18 protein-coding genes and 2 pseudogenes are annotated in these 18,455 nt (G+C 63.3%); 14 read left to right on the top strand and 6 right to left on the bottom strand.

Annotated elements, in window-relative coordinates; translation table 11 throughout:
* Window positions 1–58: 58 nt before the first annotated feature.
* The 3 genes and pseudogenes from urtD to P9292_RS30085 all read left to right on the top strand — a co-directional run bounded on the left by urtD (window position 59) and on the right by P9292_RS30085 (window position 2,539).
* The gene (gene urtD / locus P9292_RS30095) at window positions 59–862 is read left to right on the top strand and encodes an urea ABC transporter ATP-binding protein UrtD (RefSeq protein WP_244828098.1); all 804 of its coding nucleotides are present in this window, start codon (window positions 59–61) and stop codon (window positions 860–862) included.
* Between the two features lie 44 nt (window positions 863–906).
* Window positions 907–1,599: an urea ABC transporter ATP-binding subunit UrtE gene (gene urtE, locus P9292_RS30090; protein WP_309962637.1), complete on the top strand. Its 693-nt coding sequence runs from the start codon at window positions 907–909 to the stop codon at window positions 1,597–1,599.
* 60 nt (window positions 1,600–1,659) lie between these two features.
* Window positions 1,660–2,539 (top strand): annotated as a pseudogene (locus tag P9292_RS30085) (urease accessory protein UreD).
* A 33-nt stretch (window positions 2,540–2,572) separates the two neighbouring features.
* Here P9292_RS30085 and P9292_RS30080 read toward each other — a convergent pair.
* The 3 genes from P9292_RS30080 to P9292_RS30070 all read right to left on the bottom strand — a co-directional run bounded on the left by P9292_RS30080 (window position 2,573) and on the right by P9292_RS30070 (window position 6,404).
* Entirely contained in the window at window positions 2,573–4,045 is a 1,473-nt protein-coding gene (locus P9292_RS30080) for a cytochrome c (protein WP_309962635.1), read from the bottom strand.
* Entirely contained in the window at window positions 4,042–5,655 is a 1,614-nt protein-coding gene (locus tag P9292_RS30075) for a GMC family oxidoreductase (protein WP_309962633.1), read from the bottom strand. The genes P9292_RS30080 and P9292_RS30075 overlap by 4 nt, the downstream gene beginning before the upstream one ends.
* A 110-nt stretch (window positions 5,656–5,765) precedes the next feature.
* The gene (locus tag P9292_RS30070) at window positions 5,766–6,404 is read right to left on the bottom strand and encodes a sugar dehydrogenase complex small subunit (RefSeq protein ID WP_284503169.1); all 639 of its coding nucleotides are present in this window, start codon (window positions 6,402–6,404) and stop codon (window positions 5,766–5,768) included.
* Between the two features lie 500 nt (window positions 6,405–6,904).
* Here P9292_RS30070 and P9292_RS30065 point away from each other — a divergent pair, with 500 nt between their 5' ends.
* The 10 genes from P9292_RS30065 (at window position 6,905) to ureG (ending at window position 14,207) form a co-directional block, all read left to right on the top strand.
* A complete protein-coding gene (locus P9292_RS30065; RefSeq protein WP_250509379.1) occupies window positions 6,905–7,708 on the top strand; it encodes a transporter substrate-binding domain-containing protein in 804 nt (267 codons plus the stop codon).
* Window positions 7,709–7,726: 18 nt separating this feature from the next.
* A complete protein-coding gene (locus tag P9292_RS30060) occupies window positions 7,727–8,404 on the top strand; it encodes an amino acid ABC transporter permease (protein WP_244825988.1) in 678 nt (225 codons plus the stop codon).
* Window positions 8,401–9,051 (top strand): amino acid ABC transporter permease, encoded by a 651-nt coding sequence (locus P9292_RS30055; protein ID WP_244825990.1) that lies wholly within the window; start codon window positions 8,401–8,403, stop codon window positions 9,049–9,051. The genes P9292_RS30060 and P9292_RS30055 overlap by 4 nt, the downstream gene beginning before the upstream one ends.
* Window positions 9,038–9,757, top strand: coding sequence for an amino acid ABC transporter ATP-binding protein (locus P9292_RS30050; RefSeq protein WP_244825991.1), 720 nt, complete (start codon window positions 9,038–9,040; stop codon window positions 9,755–9,757). The genes P9292_RS30055 and P9292_RS30050 overlap by 14 nt, the downstream gene beginning before the upstream one ends.
* Window positions 9,758–9,858: 101 nt before the next feature.
* Complete coding sequence (gene ureA / locus P9292_RS30045; protein WP_244825992.1) at window positions 9,859–10,161, top strand: urease subunit gamma; 303 nt, start codon at window positions 9,859–9,861, stop codon at window positions 10,159–10,161.
* A 4-nt stretch (window positions 10,162–10,165) separates the two neighbouring features.
* Entirely contained in the window at window positions 10,166–10,471 is a 306-nt protein-coding gene (locus P9292_RS30040) for an urease subunit beta (protein WP_250509380.1), read from the top strand.
* Between the two features lie 16 nt (window positions 10,472–10,487).
* Window positions 10,488–12,194 carry an urease subunit alpha gene (gene ureC / locus P9292_RS30035; protein ID WP_309844096.1) on the top strand — a complete coding sequence of 569 codons (1,707 nt, stop codon included), beginning with the start codon at window positions 10,488–10,490 and terminating at the stop codon, window positions 12,192–12,194.
* Window positions 12,195–12,202: 8 nt separating this feature from the next.
* Window positions 12,203–12,847: an urease accessory protein UreE gene (ureE, locus tag P9292_RS30030; protein WP_309962631.1), complete on the top strand. Its 645-nt coding sequence runs from the start codon at window positions 12,203–12,205 to the stop codon at window positions 12,845–12,847.
* A complete protein-coding gene (locus P9292_RS30025; RefSeq protein ID WP_250465363.1) occupies window positions 12,847–13,527 on the top strand; it encodes an urease accessory protein UreF in 681 nt (226 codons plus the stop codon). Before ureE ends, P9292_RS30025 begins: the two co-directional genes overlap by 1 nt.
* Window positions 13,528–13,559: 32 nt before the next feature.
* Window positions 13,560–14,207, top strand: a complete 648-nt coding sequence (gene ureG, locus P9292_RS30020; RefSeq protein ID WP_244826002.1) for an urease accessory protein UreG — start codon at window positions 13,560–13,562, stop codon at window positions 14,205–14,207.
* A gap of 15 nt (window positions 14,208–14,222) precedes the next feature.
* Here ureG and P9292_RS30015 read toward each other — a convergent pair.
* Window positions 14,223–15,283, bottom strand: a pseudogene (locus tag P9292_RS30015) (DMT family transporter).
* Entirely contained in the window at window positions 15,280–15,693 is a 414-nt protein-coding gene (locus tag P9292_RS30010) for a hypothetical protein (RefSeq protein WP_244826006.1), read from the bottom strand. Before P9292_RS30010 ends, P9292_RS30015 begins: the two are co-directional and overlap by 4 nt.
* Window positions 15,694–15,853: 160 nt before the next feature.
* On the opposite strand from P9292_RS30010, the gene P9292_RS30005 reads away from it, so the two are divergent.
* Window positions 15,854–17,104 carry a glycosyltransferase gene (locus P9292_RS30005; RefSeq protein ID WP_409015427.1) on the top strand — a complete coding sequence of 417 codons (1,251 nt, stop codon included), beginning with the start codon at window positions 15,854–15,856 and terminating at the stop codon, window positions 17,102–17,104.
* 15 nt (window positions 17,105–17,119) lie between these two features.
* Here P9292_RS30005 and waaA read toward each other — a convergent pair whose 3' ends face one another.
* Window positions 17,120–18,442, bottom strand: coding sequence for a lipid IV(A) 3-deoxy-D-manno-octulosonic acid transferase (waaA, locus tag P9292_RS30000; RefSeq protein WP_250526196.1), 1,323 nt, complete (start codon window positions 18,440–18,442; stop codon window positions 17,120–17,122).
* Window positions 18,443–18,455 lie beyond the last annotated feature (13 nt).

Raw genomic sequence — 18,455 nt, 5'->3', positions numbered from 1 at the left:
CGCACTGATCGTCGATCTGCCGCCGTTGCCGCAATCGGAGGAATCGAACGAACGCAACATGAACGGCATCACCGGGCTCGGCCATGTGCTCGCGCCCGGCGAGATCGACGTATCGCACGGCACCATTCTCTACCTCGAAGACGTGACCAAAAGTTTCGACGGTTTTAGGGCGCTCAACAAACTGACCTTGTCGATCGACGTGGGCGAACTGCGCTGCGTCATCGGCCCGAATGGCGCGGGCAAGACCACGATGATGGATGTCGTCACCGGCAAGACGCGTCCCGATACGGGCAAGGTCTTTCTCGGACAGACACTCGACCTCACGCGCATGTCGGAGCCGGTGATCGCGCGTACTGGAATCGGCCGGAAGTTTCAGAAGCCCACGGTGTTCGAGAATCATCCCGTGTGGGAGAACCTCGAACTCGCGATGAAAACGGACAAGCGCTGGTTCGCGTCGCTGCGTTCGCGGCTCGACCGCGCGGCGCAGGCACGTATCGAAGAGACGCTGGAGCTGATTCGCCTTCATCATCAGGCCACGCGGCTCGCGGGCGAGTTGTCGCACGGGCAAAAGCAGCGGCTCGAAATCGGCATGTTGCTGATGCAGCAGCCTGCCCTCTTGCTGCTCGACGAACCCGCTGCCGGCATGACCGATCACGAGACCATGGAACTTGCCGAGCTGCTCAACAAACTGCGCGGCTCCTGTTCGATGATGGTCGTCGAACACGACATGGAGTTCGTCGCCGCGCTCGCGGGCGCCGATGGCAAGGTCACGGTCATGGCCGAAGGCAGCGTGCTCGCCGAGGGCACGCTGGAAGACGTTCAGCGCGATGAAGCGGTGATCGAGTCCTACCTCGGACGCTGATCTCACCGCCCGCACAGATCACCAGAGCGAAGCCCAAGGCACCCATGCTAGAAGTCGAATCCCTGAATCAGTACTACGGCGGCAGCCACATTCTTCGCGATGTGAAGATGACCGTCCCCGATGGCAAGCTGACCGTGCTGCTCGGCCGCAACGGCGTCGGCAAGACGACGCTCCTGCGCTGTTTGATGGGCGTCGTGCCGACGCGCAGCGGCACCATCACCTGGCGCGACAAGAAGATTTCGTCGATGCCCACGCATGCGCGCGTGACGAGTGGCCTCGCCTATGTTCCGCAAGGCCGAGACATCTTCGGCCGCCTCACCGTGGAAGAGAACCTGCTGGTCGGCGCGGCGAGCCGCAAGTCGCCATCGAAGATTCCCGATCACATCTATCAGCTCTTTCCGGTGCTGAAGGACATGAAAAACCGGCGCGGCGGCGACCTTTCGGGCGGTCAGCAACAGCAACTGGCTATTGGCCGCGCGCTGATGAGCGAACCGCAGCTGCTGATTCTCGACGAACCGACCGAAGGCATCCAGCCGTCCATCATTCGCGACATCGGCAGGACGCTGCGCCAACTCGTCGATGAAATGGGCATGACGGTCTTGCTCGTCGAACAGTACTACGACTTCGCGCGCGAACTCGCCGACCGCTACTGGGTGATGAGCCGCGGCGAGATCATCGCGGGCGGCGCGGGCTCCGAGATGGATGAACAAGGTGTGCGAGAGTTGATCGCCGTCTGACTTTTCGGCTTAACATGGCGGCTCACCTCGTCTGCTCAGTTCACTAGTCACTGCTCGCTCATGCATCATGAATCGCACGCGGCGCTCGCTGCCGCGCAAATCGACGCCGATCCGAACGTCTGGCGCGGCCGGGCTCGAACTCGGTTTTGAGCAGAAGCATGGGCGCACGGTCTTTTCGCATCGCAAACACGAAGGGCCGCTCAGGCTGCAACGTCCGCTCTATCCGGAAGACGGCATCTGCCACGCGGTGATCGTGCATCCGCCGGGCGGCGTCGCGGGCGGCGACCGGCTCTCCATCGACGTGAAGCTCGGCGAAGACACGCATGCCGTCGTCACGACGCCCGGTTCGACCAAGTGGTACAAGGCCAACGGCAAGCTCGCGACGCAGCGTATAGATATCGCGCTCGCCGCGCATGCGAAGCTCGACTGGCTGCCGCAGAACAACATCGTGTTCGAATCGTCGAACGTGAAGCTCGACTTCAGTCTGACGCTCGCCGAAGGCGCGAGCGCCATTGGCTGGGACGCAATGCTGCTCGGCCGCGCGGCGGCGGGCGAGCGCTGGACGCATGGACATATCGAAGCGGTATCGCGCATTGCGCATGCCGATGGCAAGCCGCTCTGGTTCGAACGCAGCCTGCTCGATGCGACCGATCCTCTTTGCGATGCGGCGCAAGGACTCGCGCGCTTTCCCGCTTACGGCACGCTATGGGCGATAGGCCCGGCTTGCGACGATGCGCTCGCCGAAGCCCTCACCGCCGAACTGCCCTTCGACGATACGTTACGCGCGGCTGCATCGTGCATTACGCCCGGCGTGTTGATCGTGCGCGCCATCAGCCACTCGATGGAGCCGCTGCAACGCGCGATGACCGAATGCTGGTTGCGGCTGCGGCCTCTCGTGCATGGCGTGAAGGCGCAGCCGTTGCGGCTCTGGACGACGTGAGGACGCAAGCGGCCGCTTCGTTGAAACACTGACTTAGCGCACTCGACGCCGAGCTCTTACGATCAGCACGACGGCAAATAGCGCGGCGAGAATCAATACGCCAAGCCCGATACGCGCAGCGCTCGCCATGGGCGAGACCGGACCACCGGCACGCAACGTCGCCACATCCTGCGCCGTCACCTGCACATTCTGGCGCCCGAACTGCTGCATCAGATAGCTCGATAACGTGGCGATCTGCGTATCGGACAGCCGGTCTGCAAAGGCGGGCATGTCGACGCTATCAGACGCGCGGTTTGCGGACTCCGGATGCGACACGCCCTGCAGAATCGACATCACGACATTGTTCGGCTGGCCGTTGCGAAACACAGAGTTATGCGACAACGGCGGCAGCTGGCCATCGGCCGTACCTTGACCGCTCGCCTGATGGCAACTCGCGCAATTCGAATCGTAGAGTTGCGGGCCGTTCAACCGTTCGGGGTCGGCGGGCCACGGCGTCTGACGCACAGCATCCGGATCTTCGATAAGGCCGGACGACACGTCGAGCGCGAGCGTATCGGCGTCGTCGTGGACGGCGGGAACCGTCTTCAGGTACGTGGCGATCGCTCCGAGGTCCGCATCGGTCAGATACTGCAGGCTGTGATTCACGGCCTCCGCCATCGGGCCGGCTGCCTGCGCCTTGCCCCGCACGACGCCCGTTTTCAGGTACGCGACGATATCCTGCTCGCTCCATCCGCCGATACCGCTCGTCGTGTCGGACGTGATATTGGGCGCGTACCACGCGCCGACCGCACCGCCCGCCAAGCCACGCGAGGTCTGCTCCGCCATCAGCAGATTGCGTGGCGTGTGACAGACGCTGCAATGCGCAAGGCCTTCGACGAGATAAGCGCCGCGATTCCACTCCACGCTCTTTTGCGGGTCGGGCTTGAAGCGATCCTTGTCGACGAAGAGCAGATTCCACGGAATGAGCGATGCCCGAATGCTGAACGGGAACGGCAGATCGGTGTGCGGCACGGCGCTATCCACAGCGGGCACGGCCTTCATGAAGTACGTGTAAAGCGCGTGTACGTCGGGATCGGTGAGCTTCGCGAACGAGGTGTACGGCATCGCCGGATAAAGCTGCGCGCCGTCGGCACGCTTGCCGGCGCGCAGGGCATCGGCGAACTGCGCCTCGGTGTAGGAACCGATACCGTGCGTCTTCGATGCCGTGATGTTGGTCGACCAGATGGTGCCCATGGGAGAGGCAATCGCCAGTCCGCCCGCGAACGGCTTGCCGCCGGTCGCCGTGTGGCAGGCCACGCAATCGCCCGCGCGCGCGAGATACTCGCCACGCTGAATCAACGCGGATTCATCGACGGCGGCTTCCGCGTGAGCGCTCGCCGGCATCCACCCGATGGCAAGCGAGGCGACAGCCACGCCAGCCGCCATTGCACGCTTGATGAAACTTCCGATGACGAACGCATGGCGTTCGACTGCGCTTGTTCGCGACATGATGTGTTCGTGCTTCATCGCGCTTCCTTCACGATGTGAGCGACAGTGCGCAGCGCGAGCGCGGCACCCGTGAGCGTCGAGTTGACGGTGGCGGCAGTCGGCATGACGCCGGTACTCGCGAGGAAGAGGTTTTCGTGATCGTGCGTGCGGCCCCAGGCGTCGCACACGGAATCGGCCGGGTCCGCGCCCATCGAGAGCGTGCCGGTGATGTGCTGATTGTTGCTGTAGACGCCATCGGGACTGTGACGCAGGTTGGTGCCGCTCATGAGGTCGGCGACCTTCAGGTAGAAGGCTTTCGACGCCTGCATGCCCTTCTCGACGTAATCGCTCATGCGATATTCGACCGCCGGACGCGGCAGCCCGAGCGCGTCTTTCTGATCACTGAGATAGATCCTGTTGCGCCGGTCGGGCAAGATTTCGAGCACGTTCTTCAGGCTGACCTGATGCGCCGCGCGCTCGCGCAATTGCTTCTCGAGTTCCGGACCATAGACACCCTTGCCAATCAGGTCCTGCGTAATGGACAACACCTGCGACGAATTGCCGATGTCGACGCGAAACGCCGCGTGTTCACTGCGGAACGCGCCATCGCGCATCAACTGGATCGACGACGGGCTCATCGGCCCGCGACCGGCCCAGACCTCGTCTTGCGCGTCGAAGGTCAACGAGTTGCTCGGATGATCCATCAGGTTCTGGCCCAAGGTGCCCGAACTGTTCGCGAGACCATTCTTGAACTTGTCGCTTGCCGACATCAGCAAGAGGCGCGGACTTTCAACGCCGTTCGCCGCCAGAATGAAGGTCTTCGCCGTCACTCGAACCGATGCCTTCTCGGGCGTGTAGTAATGCACGGCGACGATCTTGCCGCTGGCATCGTGCTCGATCTTGTAGACCACCGCGTTCGGCAGCAGCTTCACGCCCGAGGCTTCGGCGGCATCGGCTGCAAGGCCACCGTGGTATTGCGCATCGATCGGGCAAATCGGCATGCAGTTGTTGTTGCCGCAGCAGGCTGGCCGGCCATCGTATGTGCGGCTGTTGCGTGCAGTCGTGTTCGTGATGACCGCGATGCCCGCCGGTGCAAGCCGCTCGCGAAAGCGCTGCTCCAGATACGATTCGGTCACGGGTTGCATCGGGAACGGCTTGCTGCGCGGCGAACCGTTGTCGGGTGCGCCGGAGACGCCCATCTTCACTTCCGCTTCGAAATAGAACGGCTCCAGGTCTTCATAGGCAATCGGCCAGTCGCGGCCCACGCCATACAGCGTCTTCAGACGCATGTCGTTGGGCAGGACGCGCCAAGCCTGGGCCGCCCAGTGCCACGTCGTGCCGCCCACGGCGCGGATATATTCCGGCTCGTACGGATACGGACCGTTCTGCACGATGTAGTTGTTCTTGGTCGGCTTGTAGACCGGATGCGGCGACCACGACGAGAACGGATACGGCGACATGAAGTCGTTCTTGCGAGGCGAGTTGCGAAAGCCCGCCACGATCTGTTCGCGCGTGATGCGTGGACCCGACTCGAGGATCAAGACGGATACGCCGTGCTGCGCCATTTTTTGCGCGGCAAGCGAACCGATGATCCCCGAACCGATCACGACGACATCGGCGCTGTTCGGCACGTTGGTTTGAGAGGACATGTTCGAGGCAATGAAAAGTGCCGGCGCGCGTGCGCTGCGGGCCGGGGCATGGATGGGAAACGTTTGGAGTGTGTTTGGCGCCGGAAAACCGGCAGTGCGGGTTCTGCTGGCTATACGCGCGCGGCAGCGGGAGCCACGAGCGGCGGCAGGCTCACCGTGCGGGGATCGACTCGCCAAGCGCCATAACCGCCGTAGGCATAACTCGGCGGACGCAGGCGGTCTTCGACGACGCGGTTCATCAGGCTGGTCGTGTAGGTGATGGCGCGCGCACGTTCGCCATCGCCGACCACGCCGACATACCAGGCCGTCACGATACGACGCGGCAAGGAGGCATAAGAAGCCTTGGCCGCGTCCAGGTCCGCTTGCAGATGCAGCGGGTCGGGCTTGTTTGCCGTGAGATACGCCGCCAGTTGCTGGCACGCGGCGCCGAAGCCGGCATCGTCGTCGAGCAGCGCTTGCAGGAGTCGAGATGTCTGCGTCGGGTCGAGCGAGCGCTCGCCGATCAGATAGCGCGAGACATCGGCGAATGCACGAGTGGTCGCGGCGTCCGCACCCGAGCTTGCGCCCGCGGCAAAGACAGGGCGCATGAACGTGACCGCGGGAACCAGGGTCAATGAAGCGACGACACCACCGACGATCAACCTGCGCAACGGGTTTGGCGTATCGGGAAAGAGCGAGGCGGAAGTGTGCGGGAAGGATACGACGCTAGAGTCGTGCAGCGACTCCAGGCGTTTTTTATCGGCAGACATAGAGGTCAAACATGAGGCTTCGTTGAGCGGACACATGGCCGGCATTCGGCCTGTGGCGATACATTGAACGAGGCGCTTTGCGGCCATGACAGGCGAAGCTTCAAGCGCGGGTCGGCACGTTCGACGGGTGGCTCATTTTGCCAGACAGGTACTTACGATTAGTGCATCGAGGCGTCGGCACGACGTAAATTCACATTTTCAGCAAGCGGACACGTCCGAGTTTACGATCCAGCCGCATGAGTCATTTCGCGCGACTTTCACCTGGATGGCATGGCAGCGGAAACGAATCCGCATGTCGTTCAATAAGACAGTGCCGCCGCCCGAACTTTGCGCACCAAGAACAGGCACCCGCACGCCCCGTAATTGTGCAAGCACATACAGCCGCCACGCCGGATCCTCCTGCCCACAAGCCGCGGGCCGTAATGGCATGACTTTCGCTTGAGACATCCTTCAGAAGCCGCGCTCTCCAACGCGGTCGATTCAAGAACGAAGGATCTTCGATGCACATCAAGCTTGCTCTCGCCCGCCGCCGCACGGCGCTCGCCGCGCTTCTCGCCGCCCCGCTCCTCGCACTGACACCGCTCGCCGCACATGCCGATGCACTCGACAACATCGCGAAGAGCGGCACGCTGCGCGTCGCGGTGCCCGAGGACTATCCGCCTTTCGGTTTCGTGGGTGCCGACATGAAGCCGCAAGGCTACGACGTCGATACCGCCGCGCTGCTCGCCAAGGCGTTGAACGTGAAGCTCGAACTCGTGCCGGTGAACAGCGCGAACCGCATCCCTTATCTCACCACCAACAAGGTCGATCTCGTGATCTCGTCGCTCGGCAAGACGCCGGAGCGCGAGAAGGTCCTCGATTTTTCCGCGCCTTATGCGCCGTACTACCAGGGCGTGTTCGGCCCCGCCGACATCAAGGTGACCGGTCCCGCCGATCTCACCGGCAAGACCGTCGGCGCCACGCGCGGCGCGCTGGAAGAAATCGCGCTCTCGCAGATGGCGCCCAACGCCACCATCAAGCGCTTCGAGGACAACAACGCCACCATCTCCGCATTCCTCTCGGGTCAAGTGCAGTTGATCGCCGCGGGCAACATCGTGGCTGCCGCGATCATCGCGAAGAATCCGCCGCGCCGTCCGGAACCGAAGTTCGTCATTAAGGACTCGCCGTGCTTCGTCGGCCTGAACAAGAACGAGCCGAAGCTGCTCGCAAAGGTCAACGACGCCATCGCGCAGGCGAAGAAGGACGGCACGCTCGGCGCGATGTCGAAGAAATGGTTCGGCCAGCCGCTGCCCGCAAGCCTCTGATCGAGGACTGCCCAAGCGATGGCCTATGAACTCCAATTCGGCGATCTCACGAACTATGCGGGCATGTTCGCGAGCGGCGCGGCGACGACGCTTGCGCTCACGGCCGTCTCGACGGTGCTCGGCGTAACCGTCGGCGTGCTCGGCGCGGCCGGTCGCAACAGCACGCGTGCGTGGTTGCGCGCATCCGTCGGCGGCTATGTCGAAGCCATCCGCAACACGCCGTTCATCGTGCAACTGTTCTTCGTGTTCTTCGGCTTGCCGGCGCTCGGCATCCACTTGAGCGAATACGTCGCCGCGATTCTCGCGATGACCCTCAATCTCGGCGCGTACAGCATCGAGATCATTCGGTCGGGGATTGCCGCCGTGCCGAAGGGTCATCACGAAGCGGCCGCTTCGCTTGCCATGTCGCGCGGCGAGATCTTTCGTCACGTCGTGCTGCCGCAAGCGATCGCCAAGGTGTTCCCGGCGCTCACGAGTCAGATCGTCATAACCATGCTCGGCTCGGCGGTGGTGTCGCAAATCTCCGTGCCGGATTTGACCTACGCGGCGAGCTATATCCAGTCGCGCAACTTCCGCGCGTTCGAGACGTGCTTCCTGATCACGGCGGCTTATCTCGCGCTCGCGCTGATACTGCGCGCGGCGTTGAACGCGGCAGGCAAGCGCTTTTTCGTCAACAGCCGGAGTCCCGCGCGATGATCGAATTCACTTTCGCTCAGATCGTCGAGAACCTGTTGCTGGCCGCGCGCTGGACTATCGTGCTGTCGATCGTCTCGTTCGTGCTCGGCGGTGTCGTCGGCTTCGCGCTGCTCGTGATGCGCGTGTCGAAGTCGGAGTTTTTGCGCACCATCGTGAAGGGCTACATCCAGATTTTCCAGGGCACGCCCTTGCTGATGCAGCTTTTTCTCGTGTTCTTCGGCTTGCCGCTGATTGGTGTGGAAGTCTCGCCGTGGCTCGCGGCGACCGTGGGTCTCACGTTCTTCACGAGCGCCTATCTCGCGGAGATCTGGCGCGGCGCGGTGGAAGCCGTGCCGAAAGGTCAGTGGGAAGCGTCGTCCAGCCTGGCGATGAACTACTTCGAGCAATTGCGTCATGTGATCCTGCCGCAGGCGCTGCGTATCGCCATTGGACCGACGGTCGGCTTCGCGGTGCAGGCGGTGAAGGATACGGCGCTCGTTTCGATCATCGGCTTCACCGAACTCACGAAAGCCGGCACGATGATCTCGAACGCGACGTTCCGGCCGTTCCTCGTGTACGGCCTCGTTGCGATCATCTACTTCGTGCTTTGCTATCCGCTCACGCGCTATGCGCGGACGCTCGAAAGGAAATGGAATGCCGCTCGTTGAAACCCGCAATCTGCAAAAACAGTTCGGCTCGAATCAGGTTCTGAAGGGCATCGACTTTTCGGTCGAGCAAGGGCAAGTGGTGGCCATCATCGGGCGAAGCGGCTCGGGCAAGAGCACGCTCTTGCGGACCTTGAACGGACTGGAAAGTATCGACGAAGGTTCGATCGAGATCGATGGCGAACATATCGATGCGCGCCGCGCCGACCTCCGCGCGTTGCGTCTGAAGGTCGGCATGGTGTTTCAGCAGTACAACCTCTTTCCGCATCTGACGGCGGGACAAAACGTGATGCTCGCGCAGACGGTCGTCAAAAAGATCCACAAGGCGAAGGCGCGCGCCACGGCCCATAGCGTGCTCGAACGCGTGGGACTCGGCGACAAGTTCGACGCCTATCCCGAGCAGCTATCCGGAGGACAACAGCAGCGCGTGGCCATTGCACGCGCGCTTGCCATGAAGCCGACCGTGCTGCTGTGCGACGAAATCACCTCGGCGCTCGACCCCGAACTCGTCGGCGAAGTGCTGGCGGTCGTCGAAAGCCTGGCTCGCGACGGGATGACGCTCATCATGGTCACGCATGAGATGCGCTTCGCGCGCAAGGTTTCCGACAAGGTCGTCTTCATGCATCAGGGGCGAGTCTGGGAATCGGGCGCGCCCGAAGAGATTTTCGAGCGGCCTTCGACGGTGGAGCTGCAAAGGTTCATTCAGTGAGGCTCGTTTGCCGCGATGCATGGGCTCGATTTCCCATTCCACCCTTGAACCAGTGCTAGCATAGATCACCCGCCCCCAAGCGAAGTCAACGTCCCTGACCGATGAAACTCACCCCTCGCGAAAAAGACAAACTGCTGATTTTCACCGCGGCGCTCTTAGCCGAACGCCGCCGCGCTCGCGGCCTCAAGCTGAACTATCCGGAAGCCATCGCCTTCATTTCGGCGGCGCTCATGGAAGCGGCGCGCGACGGTCAGACCGTCGCCGAGGTCATGCATTACGGCACCACGCTGCTGAGCCGTGACGACGTCATGGAAGGCGTGCCCGAAATGATCCCCGACATCCAGATCGAAGCCACCTTCCCCGATGGCACGAAGCTGGTCACGGTCCACCATCCGATCCCCTAAGCACATGATTCCCGGCGAATACTTTATCGACGACGGCGAGCACGAACTCAACGTGGGCCGCGAAACCGTTACGGTCACCGTCGCGAATCACGGCGACCGCCCCGTGCAGGTCGGCTCGCATTATCACTTCTACGAAGTCAACACGGCACTCAAGTTCGAACGGGAGAAGGCGCGCGGCTTTCGTCTCAACATCGCGGCCGGCACCGCCGTACGCTTCGAACCGGGACAGGAGCGCACCGTCGAACTCGTCGCGCTCGCGGGCGATCGCCATGTCTATGGCTTCAATGGCCTCGTGATGGGCCCTCTCTGACCAGGATACCTACGATATGACGTTACGCATCGGCCGCCGCGCTTACGCGGAAATGTTCGGCCCGACCACCGGCGACCGTGTGCGGCTCGCCGACACCGACCTCATCATCGAAGTCGAACGCGACTTCACCACGTACGGCGAGGAAGTGAAGTTCGGCGGCGGCAAGGTCATTCGCGACGGCATGGGCCAGTCGCAGCGCCCATCCGCCGAAGTGGTCGATACCGTCGTCACCAACGCGCTGATCCTCGATCACTGGGGCATCGTGAAAGCCGACATCGGCATCAAGGGCGGACGCGTCTTCGCTATCGGCAAGGCGGGCAATCCCGACATTCAGCCGAACGTGAACATCGCGATCGGCGCGGCCACCGAAGTCATTGCGGGCGAAGGCATGATCGTGACCGCGGGCGGCATCGACTCGCATATCCACTTCATCAGCCCGCAGCAGATCGACGAAGCGCTCGCAAGCGGCGTGACCACCATGCTCGGCGGCGGCACCGGTCCCGCGACCGGCACCAACGCCACGACCTGCACGCCCGGCCCGTGGCATCTCGAACGCATGCTGCAAGCCGCCGATGGCTGGCCGGTCAACCTGGGCTTTCTCGGCAAGGGCAACACGAGCTTGGCGGAACCGCTCGTCGAACAGATCAAGGCGGGCGCGATCGGCCTCAAGCTGCACGAAGACTGGGGCACGACGCCCGCGGCTATCGACAATTGCCTTTCCGTCGCCGACGACACCGACACGCAAGTCGCCATCCACACGGACACGCTGAACGAAGCCGGCTTCGTCGAAACCACCGTCGCCGCGTTCAAGGGCCGCACGATTCATACGTATCACACCGAAGGCGCGGGCGGCGGTCACGCACCCGACATCATCAAGGTGTGCGGCGAGTCCAACGTGCTGCCCTCTTCCACCAATCCCACGCGCCCTTACACCATCAACACGCTCGACGAGCATCTCGACATGCTGATGGTGTGCCATCACCTCGACCCGTCGATTGCGGAAGACATTGCATTCGCCGAATCGCGCATTCGCCGCGAGACCATTGCCGCCGAGGATATCCTCCACGATCTGGGCGCGCTTTCCATGCTTTCGTCGGATTCACAAGCGATGGGCCGTGTCGGCGAAGTGATCATTCGCACCTGGCAGACGGCGCACAAGATGAAGGTGCAACGCGGCGCGCTGCCCGAGGACACCGGACGCAACGACAACTTCCGCGCGAAGCGTTATGTCGCGAAGTACACGATCAACCCGGCGATCACGCATGGCATCGCGCATGAAGTGGGCTCCATCGAGCCGGGCAAGTGGGCCGACCTCGTCTTCTGGGAACCGGCGTTCTTCGGCGTGAAGCCCGCGATGATCGTCAAGGGCGGGATGATCGCGGTGGCGCAGATGGGCGATCCGAACGCATCGATTCCTACGCCGCAACCGGTACATTATCGCGAGATGTTCGCCACGCGCGGCGGCGCGCTCGGCAAGACGTCGCTGACGTTCGTCTCGCAGATGGCGGCGGAAGCGCGCATTGCGGATCGCTACGGTTTGAAGAAGCAGGTCGTCGCCGTGAAAAACTGCCGCAATGTCACGAAGGCCGACATGATTCACAATGCATGGCAACCGTCCATCAGCGTCGATCCGCAGACCTATCAGGTGATCGCCGACGGACAACTGCTCACTTGCGACCCCGCCACCGTTCTGCCGATGGCGCAACGCTACTTCCTGTTCTGACGCACGCCATGCGCACTATCGATAAACGCCTTACCGCCAAGCTCGCACCTGTACTCGTCAAACGCGCGCCCACGCTCACGCTCGCCTTCGATGCGCGCTGCAAGAGCCGCCTTGCCGCCACGCTGGACCACGGCGAGGAAGTCGCGCTCGTGATGCCGCGCGGCACGTCGCTCGCGGACGGCGACATGCTCGTCGCGGACGATGGCGGTTTCGTGCGCGTGGTGGCCGCGCCGGAGGACGTGCTGATCGTGCGGGCGCCGAGCGTGCGTCTCTTGACACGCGCGGCTTATCACCTTGGCAACCGGCATACGCCGGTCGAAGTCGGCGCGGAGTATTTGAAGCTCGAAGCCGATCCGGTGCTCGAAGACATGCTCAGGCGTCTCGGTTGTATCGTCGGGCATGAGTCGCAGCCGTTTCAGCCTGAGACCGGCGCTTATGGCGGCGGGCACAAGCACGGCCACGATGAAACCTTCGGCGAGGACTATGCGCTCGCGCAGAAGGTTTATAGCGAGCATCACGGGCATTCGCACGACCATGACCATGACCACGAACACGAGCACGCTCACGATGCCCATGATCACGATCACTCCCAATGCGGCCACGATCACTCGCATGATCATGGCCACGACCACAAGCACAAGCACGATCACTGATGCAAACCGCTGAGCTCACCGCGCTGCTGCATCTGGCGTCGCCTGCGCTGCCTATCGGCGCGTTCAGCTATTCGCAAGGACTCGAAGCGGCCATCGAACACGGTTTCATCCACGATGCCGACAGTGCCCGCGACTGGATTGCAAGCGGGCTCGTCAACGTGCTCGCACGCGGCGAACTGCCGTTTCTCGCGCATCAGCTGCAACGCTGGCACGCGCACGACGAAGCCGCCTTGACCGCAGCGAACGACGAATACATCGCGAGCCGCGAGTCGTCGGAGTTGCGCCGCGAGACCGAACAAATGGGCTGGTCGCTTGCGCAGTTGTGCGCGTCGCTCGAATGGGGCGATGCCGCGCGCCGCGCCACGCTTGCCGCGATCAAGCCGATTGCGCAACCGACGGCGTTTGCCTTTGCCGCCTTCGCGCACGATGCCGCGCCCGACGCGATGCTCGCCGCCTACGCGTTCAGTTGGGTCGAGAATCAGGCGGCCGCGGCGCTCAAGGCCGTGCCGCTCGGGCAACTTGCGGGGCAGCGCATCATCGTGGCGTTACGCGCGCCGATAGACGACGCCGTGCGCCGCGCGCTGGCGACATCGCCGAACCAGGTCAATACTTTCGCGCCGCAACTCGGCATTTTGTCGGCGCGGCACGAGTCGCAATATTCGCGGCTTTTCCGCTCCTGATCGCAGAAACCGAAGCACTTCAAACAACGCCCATGAACGCCCCTGCTTATTCTTCCGCCGCCCGTCGAACCAAGAAGCTGCCGCCGTTGCGCGTCGGCGTGGGCGGGCCGGTCGGCTCCGGCAAGACCACGCTGCTCGAAATGCTCTGCAAGGCGATGCGCGAGAAATACGATCTCGTCGCCATCACCAATGACATCTACACGAAGGAAGATCAGCGCCTCCTGACCGTTGCGGGCGCGCTGCCCGCCGAGCGCATCATGGGCGTGGAGACGGGCGGTTGCCCGCACACGGCCATTCGCGAGGATGCGTCGATCAACCTCGAAGCCGTCGATCGCATGGTGTCGCGCTTTCCTGATGCGGACATCGTCTTCATCGAATCGGGCGGCGACAATCTCGCGGCGACCTTCAGCCCCGAGCTGTCGGACCTGACCATCTATGTGATCGATGTCGCGGGCGGCGAGAAGATCCCGCGTAAAGGCGGACCGGGCATCACGAAGTCGGATCTGCTCGTCATCAATAAAACGGATCTCGCGCCTTATGTCGGCGCGAATCTCGACGTGATGGCAAGCGACGCAAAGAAGATGCGCGGTGAACGTCCGTTCGTGATGTGCAACCTCAAGGCGCTCGATGGCGTGGATACGGTAATCGGCTTCATCGAGAAGAAGGGCTTGCTGGTTTAGGCGCTTCGAGCGCCGTCAATGACGGTGCCGATGATGAATATCCGGAAAATGTGCATGCGTGTGCGTGATCGGCAGATGCCGATGCTCATGCACATGCGGCTCGACGCCATCCCATTCGAAATCGTGTTCATGCCGATGATGCTCGTCATGTCGATGCCGGTGCGTATGCGCGAGCGGCTCGTGGGTATGGACATGCTCGTGACGTTCCCGCAGATGCAGCCATACGCCGAGCGTCATTAGGGCGGCGGCGCACCAGAAGAGCATCGAGGGCGATTCCGGCCATAGAAGCAGCGACAGTGCGACGCCGAAAACCGGCGCAACCGAAAAATACGCGCCGGTGCGCGCCGTGCCCAGATTGCGCAGCGCGACCACGAAGAGAACGAGGCTCACACCGTATCCGGCAAATCCCGTAAGCATGGCCATGAGCATATGCGACGCATCGGGAAGCCGCGCGCCGAGCATGCAGGCTATGCCGAGATTGACCGTCCCCGCGACGAGCCCTTCCCGCACGCGATGACGAAGGCATCGTTCGTCGATACCTTGCGCGTCAGATTGTTGTCGATGGCCCAGCAAAAGCACGCGCCCGCGACCAACAGTGCACCGGACGTCATGCCGCCCGCGCCCGGCTGCCACGAAAGCACCGCGCCTCCGGCGACGATCGCGACCATGCCGAGGAACACCTGAAGGTCGACGTTTTCCCGAAAGACGACCCACGCGATGACGGCGGTGAACACGCCTTCGAGATTCAACAGCAGCGAACTGGTCGCGGCAGGCGTGGCGGCGAGTCCCAGCATGAGCAGCGCGGGGCCCGCGACGCCGCCGGCCGCGATGGCGCCGACGAGCCAAGGCGTTTCGTTTCGCGGGATGCGGATGTCGCCACGCTCGACGCGTGTGGCGGAAAGCGTCTGCCGCACGACCAACACGATGGCAAGCCCGATGCCGCTGCCGAGATAGAACAATCCGGCAACCATGAAGGGTGCAAGCGTGCCTAGGAGCGCCTTGGCTATGGGGGTGGTCGCGCCGAATAACGCGGCGGCGAGCAAGGCGGTGAAGGCGGCGTTCGGGCGAGTGGTCATCGATTTCTTGGTCCGGCAACATGTTTCCAAACCGCCCGTATCCGCCGCCCGCGATCCTCGAACAAATACCACCCGACGAGCGCCAGCACACCGGAAGTCAGCCCCGTCATCAAAGGTTCGAGAAACGGAACACCGTAGTGATTCGCATGCGAATATGCGTCGCCGATCATGGTGAGAACACCAACGACGAGCGCATTGCCATATCGATTCAAAAACAGCCTGCGCGCCGGCGTGAACGTGATCAGCACAGCGAGAATGCCCGTGGCGAGCCCTGTCTTGAAAGCCAGCGTCCAGTGCGCGAGGCTCATGACGTTCATCCAGCTTCCCGGCATGCAGGTCATGCACGCGCTCGTCGGTTGCCAGAAGCGTTTCACGAACACGATGATGCGCCGCTTCCATTCGCTCGCCATGACGTGCCTTCTTCGTCCGATGATGATCTTCAACGACGCGCGGCCAGTAACTTTGCCGCATTTTCCGGCGGCTTTCTGCATCGCCACACCCCGTGCGGTAGCATACCGGCTTCCTCGATCCTCACGTTCGCCTGCGCCGAAATTGCGAGCGTGATACATGATGCCCACTGCTGCTTTGTCCGAACAACCGTCCACGAACCCTTTTCCAGGCCAAACCGGAATCGATTCCACGCCCGTCCCCGTCCTCTTCCACATCGTGGACTTCGGCGATGGCGGTATCGAGTCCTCGCTGATTCAATGGCTGCGCGTCTTCGACCGCACGCGCTTCGCCGTCACGTTGTCCGTCATGCACCCGTCGCCCGCGTTCGAAAACCGCTTTCGCGCGCTGGTGCCGCCGGACGTGAAGATCGAAATCCTCGCGGAAAAGCCGTGGCTCAACACCTTTCAGGCGCGGCGCTACGCGAAGCGCCTGGGCAAGCTCGGGCGCATCGGCCGCGATGTCTTCAATACGCTCGTCGTGCGGCCCTATGTGAAGCGTCGTGTAGAAACGCTCGCGCGCCAGCATGCGCTGATCGTCGATTACGACATGTCGCTGCGCCGGCTTGCGGGTCAGTTCGACATAGCGTGGCTCGGCGTGAATCATTTCAGCTTCGACGCGAGGCTTGCCAGCCGTCCGCGCCGACAACGCCGGCTTGCCGAGCAGTTCGCGCGCTACGACGGCGTCGCGGCGCTCAACGATCACATGGCGGCGGAAGCGCGCGCCATGTTCGGCAGCGGGCTGAAGCGGATCTTCGTGTTGCCGAACGCCATCGATATCGAGCGCATCCGGCAGAACGGACAGATCAGCGAAGCAGCGCCGTGCGACGCGCCGTATATCGTCTCCGTCGCGCGGCTCGACGAAATTCAAAAGGACCATCGCACGCTGTTGCGCGCTTATGCCGAACTCGTGCGCGACGGGCAGATCGTCGAACATCTCGTGATCGTCGGCGACGGCGCGTTTCGCCGCGAACTCGAAGGTCTAGCCAACGAACTGGGAATCGCGGCGCGCGTGCATTTCATGGGGTATCGAAACAATCCGCATGCGCTCGTCGCCCGCGCGCGCCTGCAGGTGCTGAGTTCGCGCTACGAAGGCATGCCGATGGTGCTGCTCGAAGCGCTCGCGCTCGGTAAGCCAGTGGTCGCGAGCGATTGCCCGACCGGCCCGCGCGAGATTCTCGGCGATGGGCGCTTCGGTCTGCTGGTTCCGGTGGAATCCGTGGATGAATTGGCCAATGCGCTGCGCCGCGTCTTGACCGACGACACGTTATGCGCCGACATGCAGGCGCGCGCGCTGGAACGCGCGGAGGAATACGGCATCGCGGCGAGCAACGAACGCTTCGCGCGATGCGTTGCGGCCTTGCTGGCGCGCTGAGTCGTCGCCGCTGGCTCAACGCTCCGCGTCGCTCTCCTCGTCCAGCAACGCACCCAGAATAGACACCGTGCGCTCCGTCGCCCCGCGATGCCGCGCCGCGAACGCCGCGGCCGCCGCGCTCATCGCGAGACGCTGCGGCTTGTCGGTGAACAACTCGCGCAGGCCGCGCGCGAGTTCCTGCGGGTCTTGCACGCGCAACGCCGCGCCCGCCGCGATGGCATCGTTGGTCGCCTGCGTGAAGTTGAAGGTATGCGGTCCGATCAGCACCGGCACGCCCGCCGCGCACGCCTCGATCAGATTCTGCCCGCCAAGCGGCAACAAACTCCCACCGATAAACGCCAGATCCGACGCCGCGTAGTACGCGCCGAGTTCGCCCATGGAATCGCCGAGCAGAACCTGCACATTCGATGGCAACGGCTCTGGCACGTCCGCGCCCGATCCCGCCGCCACGGCCTTCGGCGCCCACACCGAACGGCGCGCGCTCTTCATGCCGGCGGCCGCGATCATCGCCGATACTTCATCGAACCGTTGCGGATGGCGCGGCACGAGAATCAGCAACGCATCGTGCACGTTCAGCGCGGCGAACGCGCGCAGCACCAAAGTTTCCTCGCCTTCGCGCGTGCTTGCCGCCACCCACACCGGCCGATTGCCGATGGCCGCGCGCCAAGCCTGTCCGCGTGCGACGAGTTCAGGCGGCGCGCTCATGTCGAACTTCAGGTTGCCGAGCACCGCGACATTGCGCGCGCCGAGCGCGATGAGCCGCTCGGCATCCGAAGGCGTCTGCGCCAGCACGCGAGAAAAGCCGCCGAACACTTCGCGCACCGCGCGGCCGAAACGCGCCGCGCGCTTGAACGAACGCTCCGACATGCGCGCGTTCGTCAGCACGAGCGGCACGTCCGCGTGCTTGCATTCGTCGATGAGCGTCGGCCACACTTCCGTCTCCATCACGATGCCGAGCGACGGCCGCCAAGCACGCAGAAAACGCCGCACGAAACGCGGCGAGTCGTAGGGAAGATAAGCGCGCATGACGCGATCGCCATAAAGCTGCTCGCCGGTCGCGCGGCCGCTCGGCGTCATGTGCGTAATGAGCAGCCGCGCTTCGGGATGCGTCTTGAGCAACGCTTCGATGAGCGGTTGCGCCGCGCGCGTCTCGCCCACGGACACCGCATGCACCCAGACGAGCGGCGCGAGATCGTCGGCGCGGCGCGCGGGACCGCGACCGAAGCGCTCGGCAATATGCTCGCGATAACCGCGCTCCTTGCGCGAACGAATCAACAGGCGCAGCACGGCAAGCGGCGCGACGAGCCACCACGCCGCGCGATACACGAGCCTCATCAGCACCGCCGAGGCA

This window comes from Caballeronia sp. LZ001 (assembly GCF_031450875.1).
In the GTDB taxonomy this organism is placed as follows: domain Bacteria; phylum Pseudomonadota; class Gammaproteobacteria; order Burkholderiales; family Burkholderiaceae; genus Caballeronia.
This window is presented reverse-complemented; position numbering and strand designations above follow the sequence as displayed.